The organism is Parazoarcus communis, assembly GCF_003111665.1.
Lineage (GTDB): Bacteria > Pseudomonadota > Gammaproteobacteria > Burkholderiales > Rhodocyclaceae > Parazoarcus > Parazoarcus communis_B.
Window position 1 is genome coordinate 3,766,919 of sequence record NZ_CP022188.1, and the last position, 21,015, is coordinate 3,787,933.

Genomic DNA, 21,015 nt, shown 5'->3' on the forward strand with positions numbered 1-21,015 from the left:
GCGCCCTGCCCCCTGCCTTAGCCCAGTGCCTTCGTCAGTTCGGGAATGACGCTGAACAGATCACCCACCAGACCATAGTCGGCAACCTGGAAGATCGGCGCTTCCGGATCCTTGTTGATCGCCACGATCACCTTGGAGTCCTTCATCCCGGCCAGGTGCTGGATCGCACCCGAGATACCCACCGCGATGTAGAGCTGCGGGGCGACGATCTTGCCGGTCTGACCGACCTGGTAGTCGTTGGGCACGTAACCGGCGTCGACCGCGGCACGGCTGGCGCCGAGGGCGGCACCGAGCTTGTCGGCCAGCGGCTCGAGCATGGCGTGGTAGTTCTCGCCGCTGCCCACACCGCGACCACCGGAGACGATGATCTTGGCCGCGCCCAGTTCGGGGCGGGCGCTCTTGACGATCTCGCGGCTCACCAGCGTGGCCAGTCCGAGGTCGGCCGGCGCGGTAACGGCTTCGATGGCGGCAGCACCGCCCTCGCCCGCCGCTTCAAACGCGGTGGTGCGTACCGTGATGAGCTTGATCGCGTCCGCACTCTTGACCGTGGCCAGCGCGTTGCCGGCGTAGATCGGGCGCACGAAGGTGTCGGCATCTTCGATGGCGACGATGTCGCTGATCTGGGCCACGTCCAGCTGTGCCGCCACGCGCGGCAGCATGTTCTTGCCCGCGCTGCTGGCCGGCACCAGGATGTGGCTGTAGCCCGAGGCCAGACCCTTCACCAGTTCGGCGACGTTCTCGGCGGTCTGCGCTTCGAGGTGGGCGGCGTCGGCCACCAGCACCTTGGCCACACCCGCGATCTTCGCCGCGGCTTCGGCCGCTGCACCGCAGGCACTGCCGGCGACCAGCACGTGCACGTCGCTGCCAAGCGCAGCGGCGGCGGTGACGGTGTTGAGGGTGGCTGCCTTGATGGCCTGATTGTCGTGTTCGGCAATTACAAGAATGGACATGTCAGATCACCTTCGCTTCGTTCTTGAGTTTCTCAACCAGCTGGGCCACGTCGGCCACGCGCACACCGGCGCTGCGCTTCGGCGGCTCGGAGACCTTGAGCGTGGTGAGGCGCGGGGCCACATCCACGCCGAGGTCGGCCGGCTTCACCGTCTCGAGCGGCTTCTTCTTGGCCTTCATGATGTTGGGCAGCGTGGCGTAGCGCGGCTCGTTCAGGCGCAGGTCGGTGGTCACCACCGCCGGCAGCGAGATCGCCAGGGTCTCCAGACCGCCGTCGATTTCCCGCATCACGTTGGCCTTGCCGTCAGCCAGCGTCAGCTTGGAGGCAAACGTGGCCTGCGGCCAGCCATTGAGCGCCGCCAGCATCTGACCGGTCTGGTTGGCATCGTCGTCGATCGCCTGCTTGCCGCAGATCACCAGCGTCGGGCCTTCCTTGTCGCACACGGCCTTGAGCAGCTTGGCCACGGCCAGCGGCTGCAGCTCGACATCGGTCTCGACCAGAATGCCGCGGTCCGCACCAATGGCCATCGCAGCGCGCACTGTTTCCTGACATGCCGTCACGCCGCACGACACCACCACCACTTCGGTGGCCACGCCGGCTTCTTTCAGACGCACCGCCTCTTCAACCGCGATCTCGTCGAACGGGTTCATGCTCATCTTGACGTTGGCGATGTCCACACCGCTACCGTCCGCCTTGACGCGGACCTTTACGTTGTAATCAACAACGCGTTTGACCGGGACCAGAATCTTCAATGTCGCGCTCCTTTGGATATTTCGTTGTCTCCCCGCTCCGCTGTTCAGCAGACGAGCCGAACTATTATGTCACTGCGGACGAGGCTTTACACCCATGCCGATACGTATGACGTCTGCGACCATACGCATCGGTACGGGACACATACGGTAGCGTATGGAAACAGAATCGTCAATACTATGCCGTATGGACAAAACCCCGAACAAACCAAGAACTCAGCTCGACCGCGAAGCGTGGGTCAATGCCGCCATCGAAGTCCTTGCCGAGGAAGGCATCGCCGGGCTACGGGTTGAAGTGCTGGCGAAACGCCTGAAAGTCACAAAGGGCAGTTTCTACTGGCATTTTCAGGACCGCCGCGACCTCCTGATTGCCATCCTTGGCCTGTGGAAGGACGGACGGATACGCGACATCATCAAGCAGACGGCCGCCGAACCCGGCAAGGAGCTCGCGCAGATCTACCACGTCATCGACGTCTATAGTGCGAACCGAAGCCGGCGGGGCATGATGATCGAACTCGCGGTGCGTGACTGGGCGCGCCGGGACGCAGACGCCGCAGCCATCGTCGCCGAAGTCGATGATGTTCGCCTGCGCTGCGCTCGCGACCTGTTCCTCGCCTGTGGCGTACCGATGGAAGAAGCGTCGAGCCGCTGCATGCTCCTCTACGCTTATGTGTTCGGTGTGTCCCTGATGAGCTACGAAAAGTTCGACAGCGATGTTGCGCGCCTGAAGCATGACATCGCCGATCTTATCGCCCGTTCGTGCGTGGGCGCGGCTGCTTCCACTTAGACCGCCGCACTGCTCACATCGAGCCCAGGCAGGGCTGCGCGCGCGTTGACACTAGTCGCACGGATCACTTCTTCGACAGGCAAGCCCCGAAGGTCGGCAAGAATCCGTGCGTAGCGTGCAATATTGGCAGGGACGTTGGGGAGGCCCTGCCCCCAGGCTGGCGCCATGTCGGGCGCATCGGTTTCAAGCACGATCGACTCAAGTGGTAGTTCGGTCGCCAGACGGCGGATGCGCTGTGAGCCTTCAAAACTCATCGCCCCGCCGAATCCGAGCTTGAAGCCGAGCTTGATGAAAGCATCCGCTTGCTGCCGGCTGCCGTTGAAGGCATGTGCGATTCCTCCGCAGACCGCATGCAGGCGGAGCTGCTTCAGCACTGCGTCCTGCGCCCGGCGCAGGTGCAGAATGACCGGAAGCTTGTAACGCTGAGCAATACGAAGCTGGGCAACAAAGAAAAGCAGTTGCTGCTCACGATCGACATCTTCGACGAAATGATCGAGGCCGATTTCTCCGACCGCAACACATTTTTCGCGACCTAGCTCGTATTCCAGCAGTTCAAGATCAGCCTGGGTCGCCTCACCGGTGTACAGGGGATGAATTCCCAGCGCCGGGTGAATATCGCGGTTTGCTGACGCAAGTGCCGCAACGCGCCTGAAACTCTCCCGATCCACCGCAGGAACGACAAATGCGCCAACGCCGGCGGCCCTTGCGTCGATCAGCACCTTCTCCCGATTGCCGTCGAACTCTGAGGCGTCGAGATGGATGTGCGTATCGATCAGCATGGCCGCCGCCAAGCTCTTGAGCTCAGCACCCCTTCCATTCGGGTTTGCGCTTGCCGACGAAGGCGTCTATGCCCTCGGCCGCATCGTTCGTCATCATGTTGCAGGCCATGGTTTCTGCCGCCATCTGATAGGCCGCATCCATGCCCATCTCGAGTTGGCGGTAAAACATCTGCTTGCCCATGCTTACTGCCACCGGCGACTTGGCAACGATCGCTGCCGCGAGCCTTGCGACCTCATCATCCAATTGGTCGAGCGCGACCACGCGGTTCACCAGACCGCGTCGCTGTGCCTCATGCGCATCGATGAAATCGCCCGTGACAAGCATCTCGAAGGCCTCTTTGCGCCCCATGTTGCGCGACAGCCCGACACTAGGGGTGGCACAGAACAGACCGACATTGATGCCCGAAACCGCAAACTTGGCGACATCGGACGCCACCGCGAGGTCGCACATCGACACCAACTGACAACCGGCAGCCGTTGCAATGCCGTGAATGCGCGCGATGACCGGCTGCGGAATCTCGGTGAGTCGCACCATGAACTTTCCGCACAGGCGGAAGAGCTCCTGCTGGAAGCCCAGGTTGTGGTTGGCCCGCATCTCCTTGAGATCGTGCCCCGCGCAAAATGCCTTGCCCTCTCCAGCCAACACCACCACGCGGACACTCTTGTCAGCAGCAATGGCATCGATCTCGGTGAGCAGGGTTTCGAGCATCGCCTTTGACAGCGAATTGAACTGCATCGGCCGATTCAGCGTCAGCGTTGTCACACCCGCTTCGTCTCGACGAAGCAGCATCTGTTCATCGGCTTGATTGGGAACTGCGCTCATGTCTCCTCCTTTTGATTTACGTTAACGTCAACGGCCGATCATGTTAGCGCGAAGCCACATGATCGGCCATCCCGAACGAATTATTATTTTTACAAACTCATTCGAAAGACGCGGACGACCTCGCCTGCTCGCGCAGCACGAACTTCTGGATCTTGCCCGTCGACGTCTTTGGCAGTTCCCCGAAGATAACCTTCTTCGGAACCTTGAAGCCGGCCAGGTGTTCACGACAATGGGCGCGAATCTCGTCCTCGGTTGCGGATGCACCGTTCCGAAGTTCGACAAAGGCACATGGCACCTCGCCCCACTTCTCGTCCGGCAGCGCAACAACGGCAGCAGCCATCACTGCAGGATGCCGGTACAGCGCATCCTCGACTTCGATCGAGGAGATGTTCTCGCCACCGGAGATGATGACGTCCTTCGACCGATCCTTGATCTTCACGTAGCCATCGGGTTGCATGACCGCGAGGTCGCCGGTGTGATACCAGCCGCCGCGGAAAGACTCCTCGGAAGCCTTCTCGTTCTTCAGGTAGCCCTTCATGACCAGATTGCCGCGGAACATGATCTCGCCCATGGTTTCGTTGTCCCATGGGACCGGTTCCATCGTCTCCGGGTCGAGAACGGTAATGCCTTCCTGCGCGTGATAGCGCACGCCCTGACGCCCGTTCTTCACGACCTGTTCCGCCAGCGAAAGCTCGGCCCATTCATCGTGCTTGGCACACACGGCTGCGGGACCGTAGGTTTCGGTGAGGCCATAGACGTGGGTAACATCGAAGCCGATCTTTGCCATGCCCTCGATAACCGCTGCCGGAGGCGGCGCTGCGGCCACCAGTCCCGACACCTTGTGATTGATGCCTTCGCGCCATTCTTCGGGCGCATTGGCGAGCATGGAATGGACAATCGGCGCGCCGCAATAATGGGTGACCTTGTGTTCGCGGATGGCGTCAAAGATCAGACGCGGATCGACCCTGCGCAGGCAGACATTGACACCGGCATTGGCAGCCATCGTCCATGCGAAACACCAGCCGTTGCAGTGGAACATCGGTAGCGTCCACAGGTAAACCGATTGCGGCGGCATGCCCCAGGAGACGATGTTGGACATCGAGTTGAGATAGGCGCCGCGATGGTGGTAGACCACGCCTTTCGGGTTGCCGGTCGTGCCCGACGTGTAGTTGAGCGAGATCGCATCCCATTCGTCGGCAGGCTGTTCGAAGTCGAATTCCGGGCTGCCGGTCGCCAGCAGGGCTTCGTATTCGATGGTGCCGACACGCTCCCCGGGACCGGTGTATTCAGGGTCGTCCACATCGATGACGATCATGTCGGGGCGGTTCGCCAGCTCGATGGCTTTCTTCATCATGCGTGAGTATTCACGGTCAGTGATGAGGACCTTTGCCTCGCCATGATTGAGAATGAAGGCCACACCCTCTGCATCAAGCCGGGTGTTGATCGTATTGAGCACTGCGCCGCACCCGGGCACGCCAAAATGCGCCTCAAACATCTCCGGCGTGTTGTTCAGAACCACGGCCACCGTGTCCTGACTTCCAACACCGAGCTGCTTCAGTGCGGACGCGAGACGGCGGCTGCGATTAAAACTCTCGGACCAGGTATAACGCCGCTGACCGTGGATGACCGCCACTCGATCAGGGTAGATATAGGCGCTGCGCTCAATGAAGGTGAGCGGCGTGATCGGCACATAGTTTGCCGCATTCTTGTCCATGCCCTGGTCGTAGGGCGACGCTTTCCTCTCGGTCATCTTGACTCCCGCTGCAATATTTTTGTGGTCTGCATTTTCCCCGCAATGACGCGACGATAAATCACGCACGACATTGCGTTCTTCCATTCAACCCTTGTCCGGATCCGCGGTCAAGTTCGCCAAGCCATTCGACAAGCGCCTCTGACAGTTGGCGGGAGAGGCTCCGGTAGGCGGCCACGCCCTGTTCTGCGGTGGCAGGGCTACTGACTTGGGCCAATCGAAACTCCTTGCGTGCCAGCGCCTTGTCGCTGCGCGCGGGGAGCCACGCTGCGCGCGCCACAATTTCCACCCGGGCGCTGCTCTCGCTGTCGAACACCTGCACGAATTCGTCGAGATCAATTCGAAGCCGGCAATCGTTTGCCACCGGGTTGCTACCAAGGATCGCACGATCGAGCGAGCGCGCAAGCAACTCGGATGGATTCGCCACCCACCGGCTCTCGACAAACGCGCGGCGCTGAAATGGGCGGTCCCACTCGAGCCGATACTGCATCGCAGAACTGTTGAGCCACGACGGTGCATGCAGCTGAATCTGGGACGGCGCCTGGCCGGCCGGCATCGCCAGGGATTCGACAATCCCCAGGTCGTACAGCGCAACGGCCTTGGGCGCGACCACAAGACCGTTGCAGCCGGCCAGAAGCAGGCCGAGCAAGGGAATCAACAACATCTTCAAGTAAGCTTGCATGGTGTCCTTCTTTACGGCCCTGAGGCGTTGCTCAAAGTAGTCGGTTGGCAATCAGCGTCCCTTGAAACCGGCCTCGCCGGGGCCGGGTGTTCGTTCCGCCGGGCCAGTCAGCAACATCTGGGGCGTGACTTCAACTTCCTCAATCAAACGGCCGAGCCGTCGCGAGGTGACCGTCAGGTCGCGCAGCAACTCGTTCAGCTGCGGCAAGGTGCCGTCGATGAGGCCATCGCCGGCCGCAATCGCCGCGCGATCGACACGTGCCGACATTTCGGAAAGCTGAATCAGAAGCCCGCGCAACTCGACCACCGTCGGCTCGGCAGCAGCACTGGTCCGCTCGAGGTTTGCGAGCGTACTCGACAGCTTCGCCATGTTCTGCTCGCTGAAGGCACTACGGATGGCCGCCAGGGTTCGCGGGGCGTCGGCAAACGTTTTATCAATGCCCGCGATGGCCGACTCGAGACGCTCGAGCGACCCACGCAGACGGTCGGCATTCTCGTCATTGAACAGGATCGAAATCCGGTCGGCGACTTCCTTGAAGCGCTTTGCGGCTGCCAGCGCACTGTCGGCAATCTGGTCGATCAGTCCTGACTCAAGGGCGATTCGCGGCGGCCTGCCGGCTTCGTCAACCAGCGGAACCCCGCCCTCACCCGTCTCATTGAGCTGGACGTAGGCCAGCCCGGTAACGCCTTGCGTGCCCAGGCTCGCCCGGGTCTTGTCCGTGACTGGCAGGTCGGCACGAATGCGAATCCGTACCAGGATCTGGCCAGGGTTCTCGGGGTCAATGCCGATATCGGTCACACTGCCGGCAGACATGCCGCGATAGCGCACGCGAGCCTGCACATTGAGCCCGTTCACCGTGCTGTTCGATACCAGAACATAGTCTCGTGTCAGTTCCCTGTCTTCCGAGAACCACCAAAGGGACACGACCAGAATACAGCCCAGAAAGAGGGCAAAAAGGCCGGTCGCAATCGCATGGGCGCGATTTTCCATTATTCAGTTTCCTCCTTGGACCTGTGCCAGTGCACGTCGGCCCTGCGCGCCACGAAAGAAGCGTTCGATAAAGGGATGATCTACCTTGATCGTGTCTTCCAGCGAGGCGTAGCTCAGAATTTTCCGATCGGCGAGCACCGCCACCTTGCTCGACATCGCCGCAAGGGTATCGAGGTCGTGCGTAACCAGGACGACAGTGAGACCGAGTTCGTCGCGAAGCGACAGAATCAGACGCACAAAGCTCGCACTGCGGTCGGGATCAAGCCCTGCCGTGGGTTCGTCGAGCAGCAGCAGTTCGGGCTCGAGTGCCAATGCGCGGGCCAAGGCTGCACGCTTGACCATGCCGCCCGAAAGTTCCGCGGGCATCAGCAAGGCATGCTGCGGTTCCATTTCGACCATGGCGAGCTTGAGCGTCACCAACTGACGAATTTCGTCATCGGTCGCGATTCGCTCTTCGCGAATGGGAAAGGCGATGTTCTCCCCAACGCTGAACGCCGAGAAGAGCGCTCCCTGTTGAAAAAGCACGCCGAACCGCCTTCGGCGGGCAATCTGTTCATGCGTACTTCCAGAGTGCAGCGCTTCGCCGAAAAGTGAGACCTCGCCCGCGGCCGGGCGTGTCAGCCCGATGATATGACGCAACAGGGTGGTCTTGCCGCTCCCCGAGCCGCCGACGAGGGAGACAATCTCACCTTTGGCAATGTCCAGATCAAGTCCGTCATGCACAAGATTCTTGCCGAAGCGTGTCACCACGCCCGAGAGCGAGATGACCGGCGAGGAATCGGGCTCAGTACTCATGCAGGCACCCCGATCGAACGCGTTGCGATGGCGAAAACAGCATCAACCAGAATCACGATGGTGATCGCCGACACCACCGACGCCGTCGTATTCGACGAAAGACTTTCGGTATTGGGGCGCACCCTCAAACCGAAATGACATGCAACGAGCGAGATCAGCAAGCCGAAGGCTGCACCTTTCGCCAGCCCGATAAAAACGTTTGCAATGGGCACGACCCGAGGCAAGGTCTCGATAAAGAAGCCGAAGCTCATGCCAAGATCGATGCGTGCAGACACCATGCCGCCAAAAAGTGCGATACCCGACGTCCAGAGCACCAGCAGCGGCATTGCGAGCGTCAGCGCCACGACCTTGGGCAGCACCAGTCGCAGCGTGCGTGACACCCCCATCGCGGACAACGCGTCGATTTCCTCGGTAACCCGCATGACCCCAAGCTGCGCAGTCATCGCCGAGCCTGAGCGGCCTGCGACGAGCACCGACACGAGTACTGGACCAAGCTCACGAATGATGCCAAGGCCGAGGATGTTGACGATGAAGACATCCGCCCCGAAAGCCTTGAGTTGCAGCGCGGAAAGGTACGACAGGACGACGCCGATGAGGAAACCCACCAGTGCTGTCACCGGCATCGCCTTTACGCCGACCTTGAAGAGGTTTGCGGAGATCTCGAGTAGCGGCCATTCGCGCGGATGCCGGAGCAGGTGCAGGATGTCGAGACACAACTGGCCGAGCAGGGCGAGAAAGGCCAGAACGTGGTCGCGAAAGACGAACAATGCATAGCCGAGTGTTGCGATTGCATCGAGCGCGGTGAAACCCGGTGCAGCGGGGAGCTGGCGAGCGTTGGCCTGGGCTACGCGCTCGATGACCACGCGGTGCGACTCGCTGAGCTCGACCTTCTCCGGCCAGCGTCGTTGCCAGCCTCCCCACAGGAGGGTGGCGCCGAAACTGTCGATTCGTCTCAGGCCGACGAGATCCCACCGTGCATCGTGCGGCAGGGCCGCCAGCGTTCGGCGAATCAGCGCGATCTGTGGCGACAGCGCACGCAGCGTCCAGTCGCCACTCAGGCGCCAGACGCCGGACTCTGCATCCAAGGCAATCCCGGGAGAGATTGTGCCGGACATTGGCGCCTAGCCTGCCACTGCGCGATTGGCCATGCTGCGAATGTAGAGGCCGCGACCGACAGACATCCACTGGCGCTGCTCATCGTCGAGCGCAGCTGCGGTCAGTGGCAGCTTTTGCAGCCAGGTTGCGGGCGTATTGACCGAGAAGCCCCTGCCTTCTCGAGCAATCGTGATTGGCGGAATGCCGCGTGCGTCGCGCGCACGATGAATGACGACCGCAAGCCGAAGACAGGCGATCAGCAGCCAGTCAGAGCTCGCCGGATCGATTGCGGCCACCCGCTCCAGCTTGCCGCGGTGCGCCAGCACGAGACGTGACAGCCGCCCCTGGTCCATGCGCGAAAACCCCGGCATGTCGGCATTGCCGAGAATGTAGGCGCTGTGCTTGTGATAACTCGAATGTGCGACGGAGATGCCGATCTCGTGCAGCAGCGCAGCCCAGCGCAGGAAGCGACGATCGGTTTCGTCTGTCTTCTCACCATTGGGGTCGAGCTGGCTCAGCAGATAGCTCGCGGTGTCGGCCACCTGCTCGGCCTGACGCCGGTCCACCCGGTAGCGCGTGCCGAATACCGAGACCGTTGCGTCGCGCAGGTCGTCATGGTGATACCGACCAAGGAGATCGTAGAGCACCCCCTGGCGCAATGCGCCCTCGGAGAACACCATACGATCGAGCCCGAACTCCTTGAAGATCGCGCTCATGATGGAGAACCCGCCGAGGATGACCGGAATACGGTCGCCCTTGAGGCCGGGAAGATCGAGCGCGTCGATATGGCCCGCCCGCAGGAAGATGGTTTTCAGCTTCTCCAGACCGTCACGCGTGATGCCGCCGGCGGACAGGCCGTTCTGCTCGAGAATCTCGACCAGCGCCTTCGCTGAGCCGCTCGACCCTACCGCCTCTTCCCAGCCTGTTTCGCGGTAGACGTGGGCAATCGCCTGCAGTTCGCGCCTTGCAGCCAGTTCGGCTTCCTTGAGCCCGCGTTTTTCGATCTTGCCTTCGGGGAAATAATTGAGGCTGTAACCCACACAACCCATGTACAGCGACTCAAGCTGCAGTGGCTCGAAACTCTTGCCGATGATGAATTCTGTCGATCCCCCGCCGATGTCCACAACCAGCTGCTGCTTGTGGGGGTCGGGCAGCGTATGCGCGACACCGACGTAGATCAGGCGTGCCTCTTCGCGGCCGGCAATCACCTCGATGGGAAAGCCGAGCGCGGCCTCGGCACGGATCAGAAACTCGGACGCGTTCTTTGCGACGCGCATGGTGTTGGTCGCAACCACCCTCACCGAGTCGCGCGAGAACCCGCCAAGCCGCTCATGAAAACGCTGCAACGCTGCGACACCGCGCTGCTGTGAGGCCATGTCGAGCCACTTCTCGGGCGACAGGCCAGCCGCAAGCCGCACCGGCTCCTTCAAGCCATCCAGTGGATAGATCTGGTCATTGACGATCCGTCCCACCTGGAGACGGAAACTGTTGGAGCCGAGGTCAATCGCGGCGATCAAGTCTTGCATCATGAGGGAGAGGGATCCGTGCCACAAAGCGCCGTAGAGCATGCATTCTAGCATCCGGGCTGCCTGCACCACAGCGATCGAAAATGCATTAACAACGCTGCTGCAGTCATTGAAATGTAATGGAAATGTCACATAATTAGGGGACGTCACTCCAGCGGATGCCAAATGTACAGACCGGTCAATCAATCGAACTTTCCTGCCGAACACTTCATCAACCGCGAACTCTCCCTGCTGCAGTTCCAGCGCAGAGTGCTTGCCCAGGCAGGGGATGAGACGGTTCCGCTGCTCGAAAGACTCCGCTTCCTGTGCATCGTGTCGAGCAACCTCGACGAGTTTTTCGAGATCCGGGTCTCGGGCATCAAGGAGCAGATCAGGCTTGGCAGTCATGCGTCCAGCAATGACGGCATCCAGCCGAACGAGTTGCTGGCCCGGGTCAGCACCGAGGTGCATCAGACCATCGCCAACCAGTACCTGATGCTCAACGAAGAGATCCTGCCCGCGCTTGCGGCAGAGGGTATCGTCTTCCTGCGGCGCAGCCTCTGGAATGACGAGCAGCGGGCCTGGATCAGGGACTACTTCAACCGTGAAGTCATGCCGGTTCTCACCCCGATCGGACTGGACCCGGCTCACCCCTTCCCGCGCGTGCTCAACAAGAGTCTGAACTTTGCTGTCGAACTCGAAGGACGTGACGCCTTCGGTCGCGACTCGGGCGCAGCGATCGTGCAGGCCCCGCGCGCCCTGCCCAGGGTCATCAGGCTGCCCAACGAGATCAGCGATCAACCCTATACCTTCGTATTCCTGTCGTCCGTCCTGCATGCGCATGTAGGACAGCTGTTCAGCGGCATGAACGTACTCGGCTGCTACCAGTTCCGCGTTACCCGCAACTCCGACCTTTTTGTGGACGAGGAAGAGGTCAAGGACTTGCGCGCTTCGCTCAAGGGCGAACTCCAGCAGCGCCATTTCGGCGACGCGGTCCGCCTTGAGGTTGCCGACAACTGCTCGGAAGAGATGGCCGACTTCCTTCTGCAGCATTTCCGCCTTGGCCGCGCCGACCTCTACCGCACCCCCGGGATCGTCAACCTGGTCAGGCTGATGCAGGTGCCGGACTGGGTCGAACGTCCCGACCTGAAGTACGGCAACTTCCAGCCTGGCCTGCCCAAGCCGCTCGACAGCAGACGCGAGATCTTTGCCGCGATTCGCAGCCAGGACATCCTGCTGCACCACCCCTTCCAGAGTTTCGAGCCGGTGATCGACCTGCTGCGTGCAGCAGCGGACGACCCTCAGGTGGTCGCGATCAAGATGACCATCTACCGCACGGGCACCGACTCGGTGCTGATGGAGTTGCTGTCGCGCGCCGCACAGAAGGGCAAGGAGGTCACCGTCGTTTTGGAGCTGATGGCGCGATTCGACGAGGAAGCCAACATCACCTGGGCGAACCGGCTGGAAGAGGTCGGTGCCCACGTCGTGTACGGCGTGTTCGGCTACAAGGTGCATGCCAAGCTGCTGATGCTGGTGCGCCGCGAGGAAGACGGACTGCGTCGGTACTGCCATCTCGGCACGGGCAACTACCATCCCCGTACCACGCGTTTCTACACCGACTTCGGGCTGCTCACGAGCAACGCTGAAATCGGCGAGGACGTTGCCGATGTCTTCAAGCAGCTCACCGGCCTGGGCAAGGCGACCACGCTATGCCACCTGTGGCAGGCGCCGTTTTCGCTGCAACCCAACGTGGTCAAGGCCATCAAGCGCGAGGCGGCGATTGCAGCCGAAGGGCGCCGTGGTCGCATCATTGCCAAGATGAATGCGCTGCTCGAGCCGGAAACCATCGAGGCGCTCTATGAAGCGTCGCAGGCGGGGGTCGAAGTGGATCTGATCATCCGTGGCCCCTGTGCGCTGCGCCCCGGCGTACCGGGTCTGTCGGACAACATCCGCGTGCGCTCGGTCGTGGGCCGTTTCCTCGAGCATCACCGCATCTTCCACTTCCATGCCGACGGTGAGGATCAGATGTATCTGTCGAGTGCCGACTGGATGGATCGTAACTTCTTCCGCCGCATCGAGATTGCGTTCCCGATTCTCGATCCGCGCATCAAGCGACGGGTCATGAAGGAAGGCCTTCGTCCCTACCTGGGTGACAACAGCCAGTCGTGGGAAATGCAGTCGGACGGGAGCTACAAGAAGAAGATGCCGCGTGGTACCCGCCGCGTGGCGCAGATGATCCTGCTGGGTGAGTTGGCTGCACGCTGAGTCGCGATCACCATCCACTGAAACTGCCCGGTCTGCAAAACCTGCGACCGGGCAGTTTTGTTTCTACTTGCGCTGAGCGTCGATCACGCCATTCACCTCGCGGATCAGCGTGATTGCACGCTGCAGCTGGGTGATGCCGCCAACCTCCATGGTGAAGCGCATGAAGGCCGTACCCTTCTTGGTCAGGGTATTGACCGCCGTCACATTGAGCTTTTCGCGCGACAACACTTCGGAGATGTCACGCAACAACCCTTGGCGGTCGCTCGCCTGTACCGCGACATCAACCGGAAACACCGCCTGACGGTTGTTGTAGGCCTGATCGCCCCACTCGGCTGCAATCACCCGCTCGGGCTGCTGACGCGCAAGCAACTGGAAATCGTGACAGTCGACACGGTGAATCGAAATCCCGCGCCCGCGGGTCACGAAGCCTTCGATCGCATCGGGTGGAGCGGGCTTGCAGCAGCGCGACAGGGAGGTCAGCAGCTTTCCAACGCCGACAATCAGGATCTTGTCGGAGTTGTCGCCGGTACGGCTGCGTCCGACCACCATCTCGGGCTCTTCGTGCGCCTCAGCCGGTGCATCTGCCTCCCGCAGGGCCATCTGAACTGCACGCGGGCCAACTTCGCCACGTCCGGCAGCAACGTAGAGCGCATCGGCGTTCTTGAACCCGAGGCGGTCAGCGAGGCCCTCGATATTGGCCTGGGAATGACCATCGCGCTGCATCTCGCGGGCAACGAAACTCCGCCCGCGAATCAGGAGTTCTTCTTCGTCCTGCGCACTGAAATACTGCTTGATCTTGGTTTTTGCACGCGATGTGACGACGTAGTGCTGACGCGGGTCGAGCCAGTCGCGGGAGGGCCCACCCTCCTTCGCGGTCATGATCTCGACCGTCTGGCCGTTCTCGAGCGGGGTGTTGAGTGTCACCAGGTGACCGTCGATCTTGGCTCCCCGGCAATGGTGCCCGACGTCAGTGTGCAGCCGATAGGCGAAGTCGATCGGGGTGGCGCCGCGGGGAAGGTCGACAACCCGGCCCTGAGGCGTCAGCACATACAGGGTGTCGTCGAGCGAGGCGCGCTTGAACTGTTCGAGCCATTGCGCAGAGTCGGCCACTTCGTCGCGCCACGACAGCAGATTGCGCAGAAGCGCGATCTTGTCGTCGTAGTCGCCGCCGTGACCGCTGCCTTCCTTGTAGCGCCAGTGCGCTGCAACGCCAAGCTCGGCGTGCTTGTGCATGTCGTAGGTGCGAACCTGCACCTCGAGGGCACGACCGTCTCCGGCCAGCACAGCCGTATGCAGCGACTGGTAATTGTTGCCCTTCGGCTTGGTGATGTAGTCGTCGAATTCCTTGCTGATCGGCTGCCAGATCTGATGCACCAGCCCGAGTACGGTGTAGCAGTCGCGCACCTCTTCCACCAGCACACGTAGCGCACGGATGTCGTACACCTGCGAAAAATCGAGCCGTTTCGCACGCATCTTGTTGTAGATGCTGTAGATGTGCTTTGGCCGGCCGGTGATCTCGGCCTTGATCCCGACCGCGGCGATCTCCGTCCGCAAACGCTCAATCGCGTTGTGGATGAACTCTTCACGTTCGGAGCGACGCTCATCGAGCATCTTGGCAATGCGTTTGTAGGTATCCGGCTCGAGAAAGCGGAACGACAGGTCTTCCAGTTCCCACTTGAGTTGCCAGACGCCAAGCCGGTTGGCCAGGGGTGCATAGATATCGAGGCTTTCACGCGCCACATCCACGCGGGATTCGCTCGGCGTTTCGGTGAAATACCGCAGGGTCTGGGTGCGCGATGCAATGCGCAACAGGACGACGCGGATATCCTCGACCATCGCCAGCAGCATCTTGCGCAGCGTTTCGGTCTGGGCGCGGATCTCGGGCCCGGTCGCGCTCGTTGTCTTGCGCGTGATCACGCGCAACCCGTTGAGCTTGTGCAAGCCTTCCACCAGACGCGCCACGTGCACGCCGAAGCGCGACGCCACCTGCTCGGCAGCGTCGTCGATGTACTCACCGACTGCAAACAGCAATGCAGCGACCCGGGTGTCGGCGTCGAGCCTGAGGGAAGCGACAATGAGGGCCGTGCCGAGCGCATGAGTCCATGCCGACTCGCCCGTACCCAGCACCCTGCCTTCGTAAGCCTCGGCAGCCAGTTCGAGCGCCTGCTCGATAGTCGCCCGCTCAAGCGGCGTCATTCCTTCCGCGAGCAGTTCGATTGGTGGCCCTGACGCATCCTGGGCAATAGCGTGTGTAACGAAAACCATGGGAGCGATTATCCCATATCAGATGCAGGGCAGTGCTAACATCCACACGGATTTCCTGCGATGCCCACAGCATCGTTTTACCTGTCACTCACTCCCCGCCTCTCATGCAGCAATCTCCCGAAGCCCGCTCCTCCCAACGCACCCGACCGCTGCGATGGCTTGTCCTGCTGTGTCTTGTCGCTGCCATCGGCGCAGGCATCATGCTGCTTGCGGAGGAAATGCGCACATCAGCCCTGCAGGCCCGCTATCTCAGCAAGATTGCAAGTGAAACCGGATTCCAGCTGGAGGCGGGAGCGGGCGAACTCGTGCCTGCGCCACCCGGCCCCTACGATAGCCGCCTCGGATACAACCAGATGCCTGCCTTCGTGCAGCGACTCAGCAGCCGGGGTTACACGGTTACCCGGCAGGCACGCGCGAGCGCGCGGCTGGTGGAGTTGAACGACCTCGGCCTGTTTCCGATTTACCGCGAAAAGAATCAGGGCGGCCTCACTCTGCTCGACTGCCAGGCGAACCCGCTGCACGTGTCGCGCTACCCGGAGCGCACCTACCCTGCCTTCGAGGACGTGCCCCGCCTCCTCGTCGACACGCTGCTGTTCATCGAGAACCGCGAACTGCTCGACCCCGGTCGCCCCAAACGCAACCCGGCGGTCGAATGGGACCGCTTTGCACGGGCCGCCTTTGACCAGCTCCTCGGCCTGATCGACGAGAACCGCAGTACTCCGGGCGGCAGTACGCTGGCCACACAGATCGAAAAATATCGCCACTCTCCGGATGGGCGCACGAGTTCACGCGAGCAAAAACTCAAGCAGATGGCCAGTGCGTCCCTGAGGTCCTACCTCGAAGGCGAGGACACACTCGCAGCGCGCAGGCGCATCGTCACCGACTACCTCAATACCGTGCCGCTTTCGGCAAAGACCGGTTTTGGCGAGGTCAACGGCATTGGCGACGGGCTGTGGGCGTGGTACGAACGAGACTTCGGTGAAGTCAACACCCTGCTCGAGGCGCAATCGAACACCTCAGGAACGCGCAAGATCAGGTTCCAGGATTCAGGCGATGAGGATCTGCTGGGACAGGCGCTCGCCTACAAGCAGGCCCTGTCCCTGATGATCGCGCAACGCCGTCCGTCCTATTATCTTGCCGGCAACGCGCAGAGCCTCGGCAGTCTCACCGACAGCTATCTGCGTCTTCTTACCGAAGCCGGCATCATTCAGCCAGCGCTTCGCGATGCGGCGCTTGCCCTGCCACTCAAGCTGCGCGAGGGGCCCGCAGTCCCTCCGCAAACCGCCTTCGTCACACGAAAGGCCGGCAACGCCCTGCGGACCCATCTGTCGAGCCAGCTTGGCATTGCACGTTTCTACGACCTCGACCGGCTCGATCTCACTGCTGGAAGCACGCTGCACGGCGGCATCCAGTCGGCGGTGACAACCCTGTTGCGCGGCATCAGCGATCCGGCGCAAGCGGAAGCGCTCGGCTTGATCGGGCCACGCATGTTTGCCCCCGGGCAGGATCCTTCCCGCGTGCTGTTCAGCTTCACCCTTTACGAGCGCGTTGGCGCAGCCAATCTCCTGCGGATTCAGACAGATAGCTATGACCAACCCTTCGACATCAACGAGGGCGCCAAACTCGACCTCGGCTCGACAGCCAAGCTCCGAACGCTGGTGACCTACCTCGAGATCATCGCCGAGCTTCACAAGCTGTACGGCACGCACAGCCGTGAAGCGCTGCGGAGCACCCCGCGCAGTTCGAACAACCCGCTGCTGAACTGGGCGCTCGACTATCTGGCCTCGACCGATGAACGCAAGCTCCGGCCCATGCTTGAGGCCGCCATGCAGCGCACGTACTCGGCCAATCCCGGCGAGAGATTCTTTACCGGTGGCGGACTTCACAGCTTCGAAAACTTCAGTCGCGACGACAACAACAAGATCATGCCGGTGCAGATCGCCTTCCGCCACTCGGTCAACCTCGTCTTCATCCGCATGATGCGGGATATCGTGCGCTATACGGTGAGCAACAACCCCGCCGTAGCCGACATCTTCGAAGACCCGGACGATCCTCGCCGCAAGGCCTACCTCACCCGTTTTGCCGACCGCGAGGGCAGGATTTTTCTGAACGGCTTCTTCCGCAAGTACCAGGGCAAGACCGGCGACGAGGCGCTGTCACGCGTGCTCGAAGGTATTCGCGTCACGCCACGACGACTTGCGGTCATCCTGCGTTCGGTGCGCCCGCAACTGGATGCAAAAGCCTTCGCCGAACAGATGCGCCAGCATCTCGATGCGCCGGCACAGTTGAGCGACGTCGACCTTCAGGACCTTTACACCCGCTTCGACCCGGAGCGCTATTCCCTCCCCGATCGTGGCTACCTCGCAGGCATCCATCCGCTCGAACTGTGGCTGCTCGCCTTCCTTCAGGCCAACCCGGGCGCCACCCACGCACAGATCACCGAGGCCAGCCAGGAGCAGCGCATTGAGGTCTACACCTGGCTCTTCCGTACCCGTCACCGCAATGCTCAGGATGTGCGCATCCGCAGCCTGCTTGAGGTCGAGGCATTCATCGACATCGCACGCCGATGGCATCGGTTGGGTTACCCCTTCGAGGCGCTGACCCCCTCGTACGCCACGTCGATCGGCAGCTCCGCCGACCGCCCTGCAGCGCTTGCCGAACTCGTTGGCATCCTGGTGAATGACGGCCTCCGGCTCCCCGTCGTGCGGATCGAGCGACTGCACTTCGCCGCAGACACCCCTTATGAAACCTACATGGAGCGTGCGCCCGGACCCGGCGAACAGGTGCTGCCGCCCGAGGTCGCACAGGTTGCACGTGAGGCCATGATCGACGTCGCGACACAGGGCACGGCGCGACGCCTCAGCGGCGCGTTTGTCCGCGACGACGGAAGCCCGCTCGTGGTCGGCGGCAAGACGGGAACCGGGGACCATCGCTACGAGGTCTATGGTCCGGGCGGTGTCCTGGTCAGTTCGCGCGTCGTCACCCGTTCGGCGACGCTGATCTTTCTCGCAGGCGATCGATTCTTCGGGACGCTGACGGCCTTCGCAGCCGAGCCCTATGCGGCGGATTACCAGTTCACCAGTTCGCTCGCGGTCCAACTACTCTCCCGCGGCATTGCGCCGCTGCTCAAGCCACTGTGGAGCGAAGCTGCGACGAGCCGCGGCACAGCCTGCTCGGCACCAGTGGCCCACGAGGGCAGCAGCTAGGATCACGGCTGCCAGACAGTTCCCTGTTTGGCAGCGGGCGCGCCTGTGCCATCATCCGGCCTCGTCTTGACCAAGTGCGCGCAATGAAACGCCTCACAGCCAACCCATATCTGCTGCTTTCACTCACCGCCCTGTTCTGGGCGGGCAACATGGTGCTCGGTCGCGGCATCCGTGGCGACGTGCCACCGATCGCGCTCGCCTTCTGGCGCTGGTCGATTGCCTTTGCACTCGTACTGCCATTCGCCCTGCCGCACTTGCGTGCGCAATGGCCGAAACTGCGCGCGGCCTGGAAAGAAGTGCTTGTCCTCGGGGTTCTCGGCGTCGGCTGTTACAACACCTTTGCCTACCTCGCGCTGCAGCACACCACCGCCACCAACGCCACCCTGCTCAACTCCTTCATTCCAATCGCGACAATCGCGCTTGCCTTCGTGCTGCTGGGCAAGCGGCTGCACCGACTCGAGGCCGCTGGCGTCGTCGTCTCATTGGTGGGCGTTACCGTCATCGTGAGCCGCGGCAGCATCGACACACTGCTCGGGCTCAGCCTCAACGCGGGCGACCTGTGGATGCTCGGCGCAGTGCTGGTCTGGGGGCTGTACACCGTCGGCTTGCAGTGGCGCCCCCAAGGCGTGCACCCGATGCTGATGCTTGCCGCGCTCACCCTTGTCGGCCTTACTGCGCTGACGCCCGTCTATCTGTGGGAGCTGAGTACCGATCGCCACATCGTGCTGTCCGCGGCATCCCTGACCGGCATCCTTTACACCGGGGTCTTTCCGGGCTTTCTTGGCTACGTTTTCTACAACGCCGGCGTGGCCGCCGTCGGCCCCAGCAGGGCTTCACTCTTTATCCACCTGATGCCAGTGTTCGCCACCATCCTGGCGGCGATTTTCCTTGGCGAGCGGCCTTATGCATACCACTTCATCGGCATTTCGTTCGTCTTCTCGGGCATCCTGCTGACAACCCGCCGGCCCGCCACCTAGCACGATGCTGAAACGTTTCAGGAAATGGCTTGGACTCGAGAAACCGCGGCCCGTCGTCGCGGACACGGTCTGGCGCAAGGTCGAATCCAGCCTGCCGTTTCTCGAGTTCCTGGCGTTTTCCGATCGGCTTCGTCTGCGCGAACTGGCACTGGATCTTCTGGCCGAAAAGGAGTTCCATGGCGCGCAAGGCCTTGAACTGACGGACGAGATTCTTCTCGGCGTGGCCTTGCAGGCAAGCCTGCCGGTGCTCAACATCGGCCTCGAGGCCTATCGGGGCTGGGTGGGCATCATCGTTTATCCCGGTGATTTCGTCATTCCGCGCCACGAAACCGACGAAGCCGGCGTGGTGCACGATTACGACGATGAGGTGCTGGGTGAGGCATGGCCCGGCGGGCCGGTGCTGGTGTCCTGGTTCGGGGGCCATCAGCCGTTCGGCGTAAACGTGGTGATCCATGAATTCGCGCACAAGCTCGACATGGCAAATGGAGAAGCCGATGGATTTCCGGCCCTCCCAGCCCGCATGTCACGCCGGGACTGGGCTGCCGCATTCACGCCGGCCTATGAGAAGCTCTGCGCCCAGGTCGATGCGGACGAGACGCCCGCACTCGACCCCTACGGCAGTGAGAATCCCGGCGAGTTCTTCGCTGTGGCGTCCGAAGCCTTCTTCGAAACGCCTGGCCAGCTGCACGACACGTTTCCCGCGGTCTATGATCAATTGAAGTCATACTACGGCCTGGATCCTGCAGCGGGTGAGGCTTGCCTGAGGGGAAATCCAGGCCCGCATCCGGACGCGACATGAGTGCGAAAAAACGTCTGCTGATTGTCTATCACACCCAGTCCGGCAACACCGGGCGCCTTGCTGAGGCCGTGCTGGCTGGCGCACGGCGTACGGCCGAAACCGAGACAGTGATGCTTCGCGCCTTCGATGCCGGCACCGACGACCTGCTCGCATGTGATGGACTGCTGCTGGGAACGCCCGAAAATTTCGGCTACATGTCTGGGGCGCTCAAGGACTTCTTCGATCGCACCTACTATCCTTGTGAGGGCAAGACCACCGGACTGCCCTTTGCGGTCTTCATCAGCGCAGGCAATGACGGTACGGGCGCGGTGCGCGAGATTGGCAGGATTGCCAACGGATATGGCTGGCGCGCCATCAACGAAGCCCTGATCGTGCGCAAGGAAATCACCGCGGCAGACCTCGAGAGTGCTGCCGAACTGGGTGAAGCGATGGCCAGCGGATTATCAATGGGTATTTTCTGAAAGGCAAAATCGCGCTAAGCACGCCATGGCGTGCTTGTGTCAAGGCACTGCCTCACGGTGCATTTCAGATTGCGCACAAGGGGACTAATAAGACTTGCCAGTCGTGCATCACCCTGTCTAAGCTGGAAGTGCTGTTAC

The 21,015-nt window shown here is 61.8% G+C and carries 17 protein-coding genes; 6 read left to right on the forward strand and 11 right to left on the reverse strand.

What is annotated here, in order from left to right; all coding sequences use genetic code 11:
• Positions 1–17: 17 nt before the first annotated feature.
• The gene (locus tag CEW87_RS17250) at positions 18–950 is read right to left on the reverse strand and encodes an electron transfer flavoprotein subunit alpha/FixB family protein (RefSeq protein WP_108974966.1); all 933 of its coding nucleotides are present in this window, start codon (positions 948–950) and stop codon (positions 18–20) included.
• A gap of 1 nt (position 951) precedes the next feature.
• On the reverse strand, positions 952–1,701 hold the full coding sequence (locus CEW87_RS17255; protein WP_108974363.1) for an electron transfer flavoprotein subunit beta/FixA family protein: 750 nt from the start codon (positions 1,699–1,701) through the stop codon (positions 952–954).
• A gap of 184 nt (positions 1,702–1,885) precedes the next feature.
• Between CEW87_RS17255 and CEW87_RS17260 the strand changes: the two genes are divergently transcribed.
• On the forward strand, positions 1,886–2,485 hold the full coding sequence (locus CEW87_RS17260) for a TetR/AcrR family transcriptional regulator (RefSeq protein ID WP_108974968.1): 600 nt from the start codon (positions 1,886–1,888) through the stop codon (positions 2,483–2,485).
• Here the strand turns inward: CEW87_RS17260 and CEW87_RS17265 are convergent.
• The 8 genes from CEW87_RS17265 to ppx form a co-directional block, all read right to left on the reverse strand.
• Positions 2,482–3,264 (reverse strand): TatD family hydrolase, encoded by a 783-nt coding sequence (locus CEW87_RS17265; protein WP_108974970.1) that lies wholly within the window; start codon positions 3,262–3,264, stop codon positions 2,482–2,484. The two genes, CEW87_RS17260 and CEW87_RS17265, sit on opposite strands and share 4 nt — an antisense overlap.
• 22 nt (positions 3,265–3,286) lie before the next feature.
• Positions 3,287–4,087 (reverse strand): enoyl-CoA hydratase, encoded by an 801-nt coding sequence (locus CEW87_RS17270; RefSeq protein WP_108974972.1) that lies wholly within the window; start codon positions 4,085–4,087, stop codon positions 3,287–3,289.
• 97 nt (positions 4,088–4,184) lie between these two features.
• Positions 4,185–5,837 (reverse strand): acyl-CoA synthetase, encoded by a 1,653-nt coding sequence (locus CEW87_RS17275; RefSeq protein ID WP_108974974.1) that lies wholly within the window; start codon positions 5,835–5,837, stop codon positions 4,185–4,187.
• Between the two features lie 61 nt (positions 5,838–5,898).
• The gene (locus tag CEW87_RS17280) at positions 5,899–6,519 is read right to left on the reverse strand and encodes an ABC-type transport auxiliary lipoprotein family protein (RefSeq protein WP_108974976.1); all 621 of its coding nucleotides are present in this window, start codon (positions 6,517–6,519) and stop codon (positions 5,899–5,901) included.
• 51 nt (positions 6,520–6,570) lie between these two features.
• Positions 6,571–7,509, reverse strand: a complete 939-nt coding sequence (locus CEW87_RS17285) for an MlaD family protein (RefSeq protein WP_108974978.1) — start codon at positions 7,507–7,509, stop codon at positions 6,571–6,573.
• A 3-nt stretch (positions 7,510–7,512) separates the two neighbouring features.
• Positions 7,513–8,304 carry an ABC transporter ATP-binding protein gene (locus CEW87_RS17290; protein WP_108974980.1) on the reverse strand — a complete coding sequence of 264 codons (792 nt, stop codon included), beginning with the start codon at positions 8,302–8,304 and terminating at the stop codon, positions 7,513–7,515.
• Complete coding sequence (locus CEW87_RS17295; RefSeq protein WP_108974982.1) at positions 8,301–9,419, reverse strand: ABC transporter permease; 1,119 nt, start codon at positions 9,417–9,419, stop codon at positions 8,301–8,303. The genes CEW87_RS17290 and CEW87_RS17295 overlap by 4 nt, the downstream gene beginning before the upstream one ends.
• Before the next feature lie 6 nt (positions 9,420–9,425).
• A complete protein-coding gene (ppx, locus tag CEW87_RS17300) occupies positions 9,426–10,928 on the reverse strand; it encodes an exopolyphosphatase (protein WP_108974984.1) in 1,503 nt (500 codons plus the stop codon).
• A gap of 162 nt (positions 10,929–11,090) precedes the next feature.
• On the opposite strand from ppx, the gene ppk1 reads away from it, so the two are divergent.
• A complete protein-coding gene (gene ppk1, locus CEW87_RS17305; protein ID WP_108974986.1) occupies positions 11,091–13,169 on the forward strand; it encodes a polyphosphate kinase 1 in 2,079 nt (692 codons plus the stop codon).
• A 63-nt stretch (positions 13,170–13,232) separates the two neighbouring features.
• On the opposite strand, the gene CEW87_RS17310 is transcribed toward ppk1, so the two are convergent.
• On the reverse strand, positions 13,233–15,434 hold the full coding sequence (locus CEW87_RS17310; protein WP_108974988.1) for a RelA/SpoT family protein: 2,202 nt from the start codon (positions 15,432–15,434) through the stop codon (positions 13,233–13,235).
• A 218-nt stretch (positions 15,435–15,652) separates the two neighbouring features.
• Between CEW87_RS17310 and CEW87_RS17315 the strand changes: the two genes are divergently transcribed.
• From CEW87_RS17315 to CEW87_RS17330, 4 genes are all read left to right on the forward strand, one after another.
• A complete protein-coding gene (locus tag CEW87_RS17315) occupies positions 15,653–18,640 on the forward strand; it encodes a transglycosylase domain-containing protein (protein WP_234421570.1) in 2,988 nt (995 codons plus the stop codon).
• A gap of 83 nt (positions 18,641–18,723) precedes the next feature.
• Positions 18,724–19,617: a DMT family transporter gene (locus CEW87_RS17320; protein ID WP_108974992.1), complete on the forward strand. Its 894-nt coding sequence runs from the start codon at positions 18,724–18,726 to the stop codon at positions 19,615–19,617.
• Positions 19,618–19,621: 4 nt separating this feature from the next.
• On the forward strand, positions 19,622–20,416 hold the full coding sequence (locus CEW87_RS17325) for a zinc-dependent peptidase (RefSeq protein WP_108974994.1): 795 nt from the start codon (positions 19,622–19,624) through the stop codon (positions 20,414–20,416).
• Positions 20,413–20,877 carry a flavodoxin family protein gene (locus CEW87_RS17330; RefSeq protein WP_108974996.1) on the forward strand — a complete coding sequence of 155 codons (465 nt, stop codon included), beginning with the start codon at positions 20,413–20,415 and terminating at the stop codon, positions 20,875–20,877. Before CEW87_RS17325 ends, CEW87_RS17330 begins: the two co-directional genes overlap by 4 nt.
• Positions 20,878–21,015: the final 138 nt, after the last annotated feature.

Coding starts and splice junctions, on each gene's coding strand:
- CEW87_RS17270 (WP_108974972.1), bottom strand. CDS start 4,087: ATGAGCGCAGTTCCCAATCAAGCCGATGAACAGATGCTGCTTCGTCGA.
- CEW87_RS17285 (WP_108974978.1), bottom strand. CDS start 7,509: ATGGAAAATCGCGCCCATGCGATTGCGACCGGCCTTTTTGCCCTCTTT.
- CEW87_RS17315 (WP_234421570.1), top strand. CDS start 15,653: ATGCGCACATCAGCCCTGCAGGCCCGCTATCTCAGCAAGATTGCAAGT.
- CEW87_RS17310 (WP_108974988.1), bottom strand. CDS start 15,434: ATGGTTTTCGTTACACACGCTATTGCCCAGGATGCGTCAGGGCCACCA.
- CEW87_RS17280 (WP_108974976.1), bottom strand. CDS start 6,519: ATGCAAGCTTACTTGAAGATGTTGTTGATTCCCTTGCTCGGCCTGCTT.
- ppk1 (WP_108974986.1), top strand. CDS start 11,091: ATGTACAGACCGGTCAATCAATCGAACTTTCCTGCCGAACACTTCATC.
- CEW87_RS17320 (WP_108974992.1), top strand. CDS start 18,724: ATGAAACGCCTCACAGCCAACCCATATCTGCTGCTTTCACTCACCGCC.
- CEW87_RS17275 (WP_108974974.1), bottom strand. CDS start 5,837: ATGACCGAGAGGAAAGCGTCGCCCTACGACCAGGGCATGGACAAGAAT.
- CEW87_RS17290 (WP_108974980.1), bottom strand. CDS start 8,304: ATGAGTACTGAGCCCGATTCCTCGCCGGTCATCTCGCTCTCGGGCGTG.
- CEW87_RS17250 (WP_108974966.1), bottom strand. CDS start 950: ATGTCCATTCTTGTAATTGCCGAACACGACAATCAGGCCATCAAGGCA.
- CEW87_RS17325 (WP_108974994.1), top strand. CDS start 19,622: ATGCTGAAACGTTTCAGGAAATGGCTTGGACTCGAGAAACCGCGGCCC.
- CEW87_RS17260 (WP_108974968.1), top strand. CDS start 1,886: ATGGACAAAACCCCGAACAAACCAAGAACTCAGCTCGACCGCGAAGCG.
- ppx (WP_108974984.1), bottom strand. CDS start 10,928: ATGATGCAAGACTTGATCGCCGCGATTGACCTCGGCTCCAACAGTTTC.
- CEW87_RS17295 (WP_108974982.1), bottom strand. CDS start 9,419: ATGTCCGGCACAATCTCTCCCGGGATTGCCTTGGATGCAGAGTCCGGC.
- CEW87_RS17265 (WP_108974970.1), bottom strand. CDS start 3,264: ATGCTGATCGATACGCACATCCATCTCGACGCCTCAGAGTTCGACGGC.
- CEW87_RS17330 (WP_108974996.1), top strand. CDS start 20,413: ATGAGTGCGAAAAAACGTCTGCTGATTGTCTATCACACCCAGTCCGGC.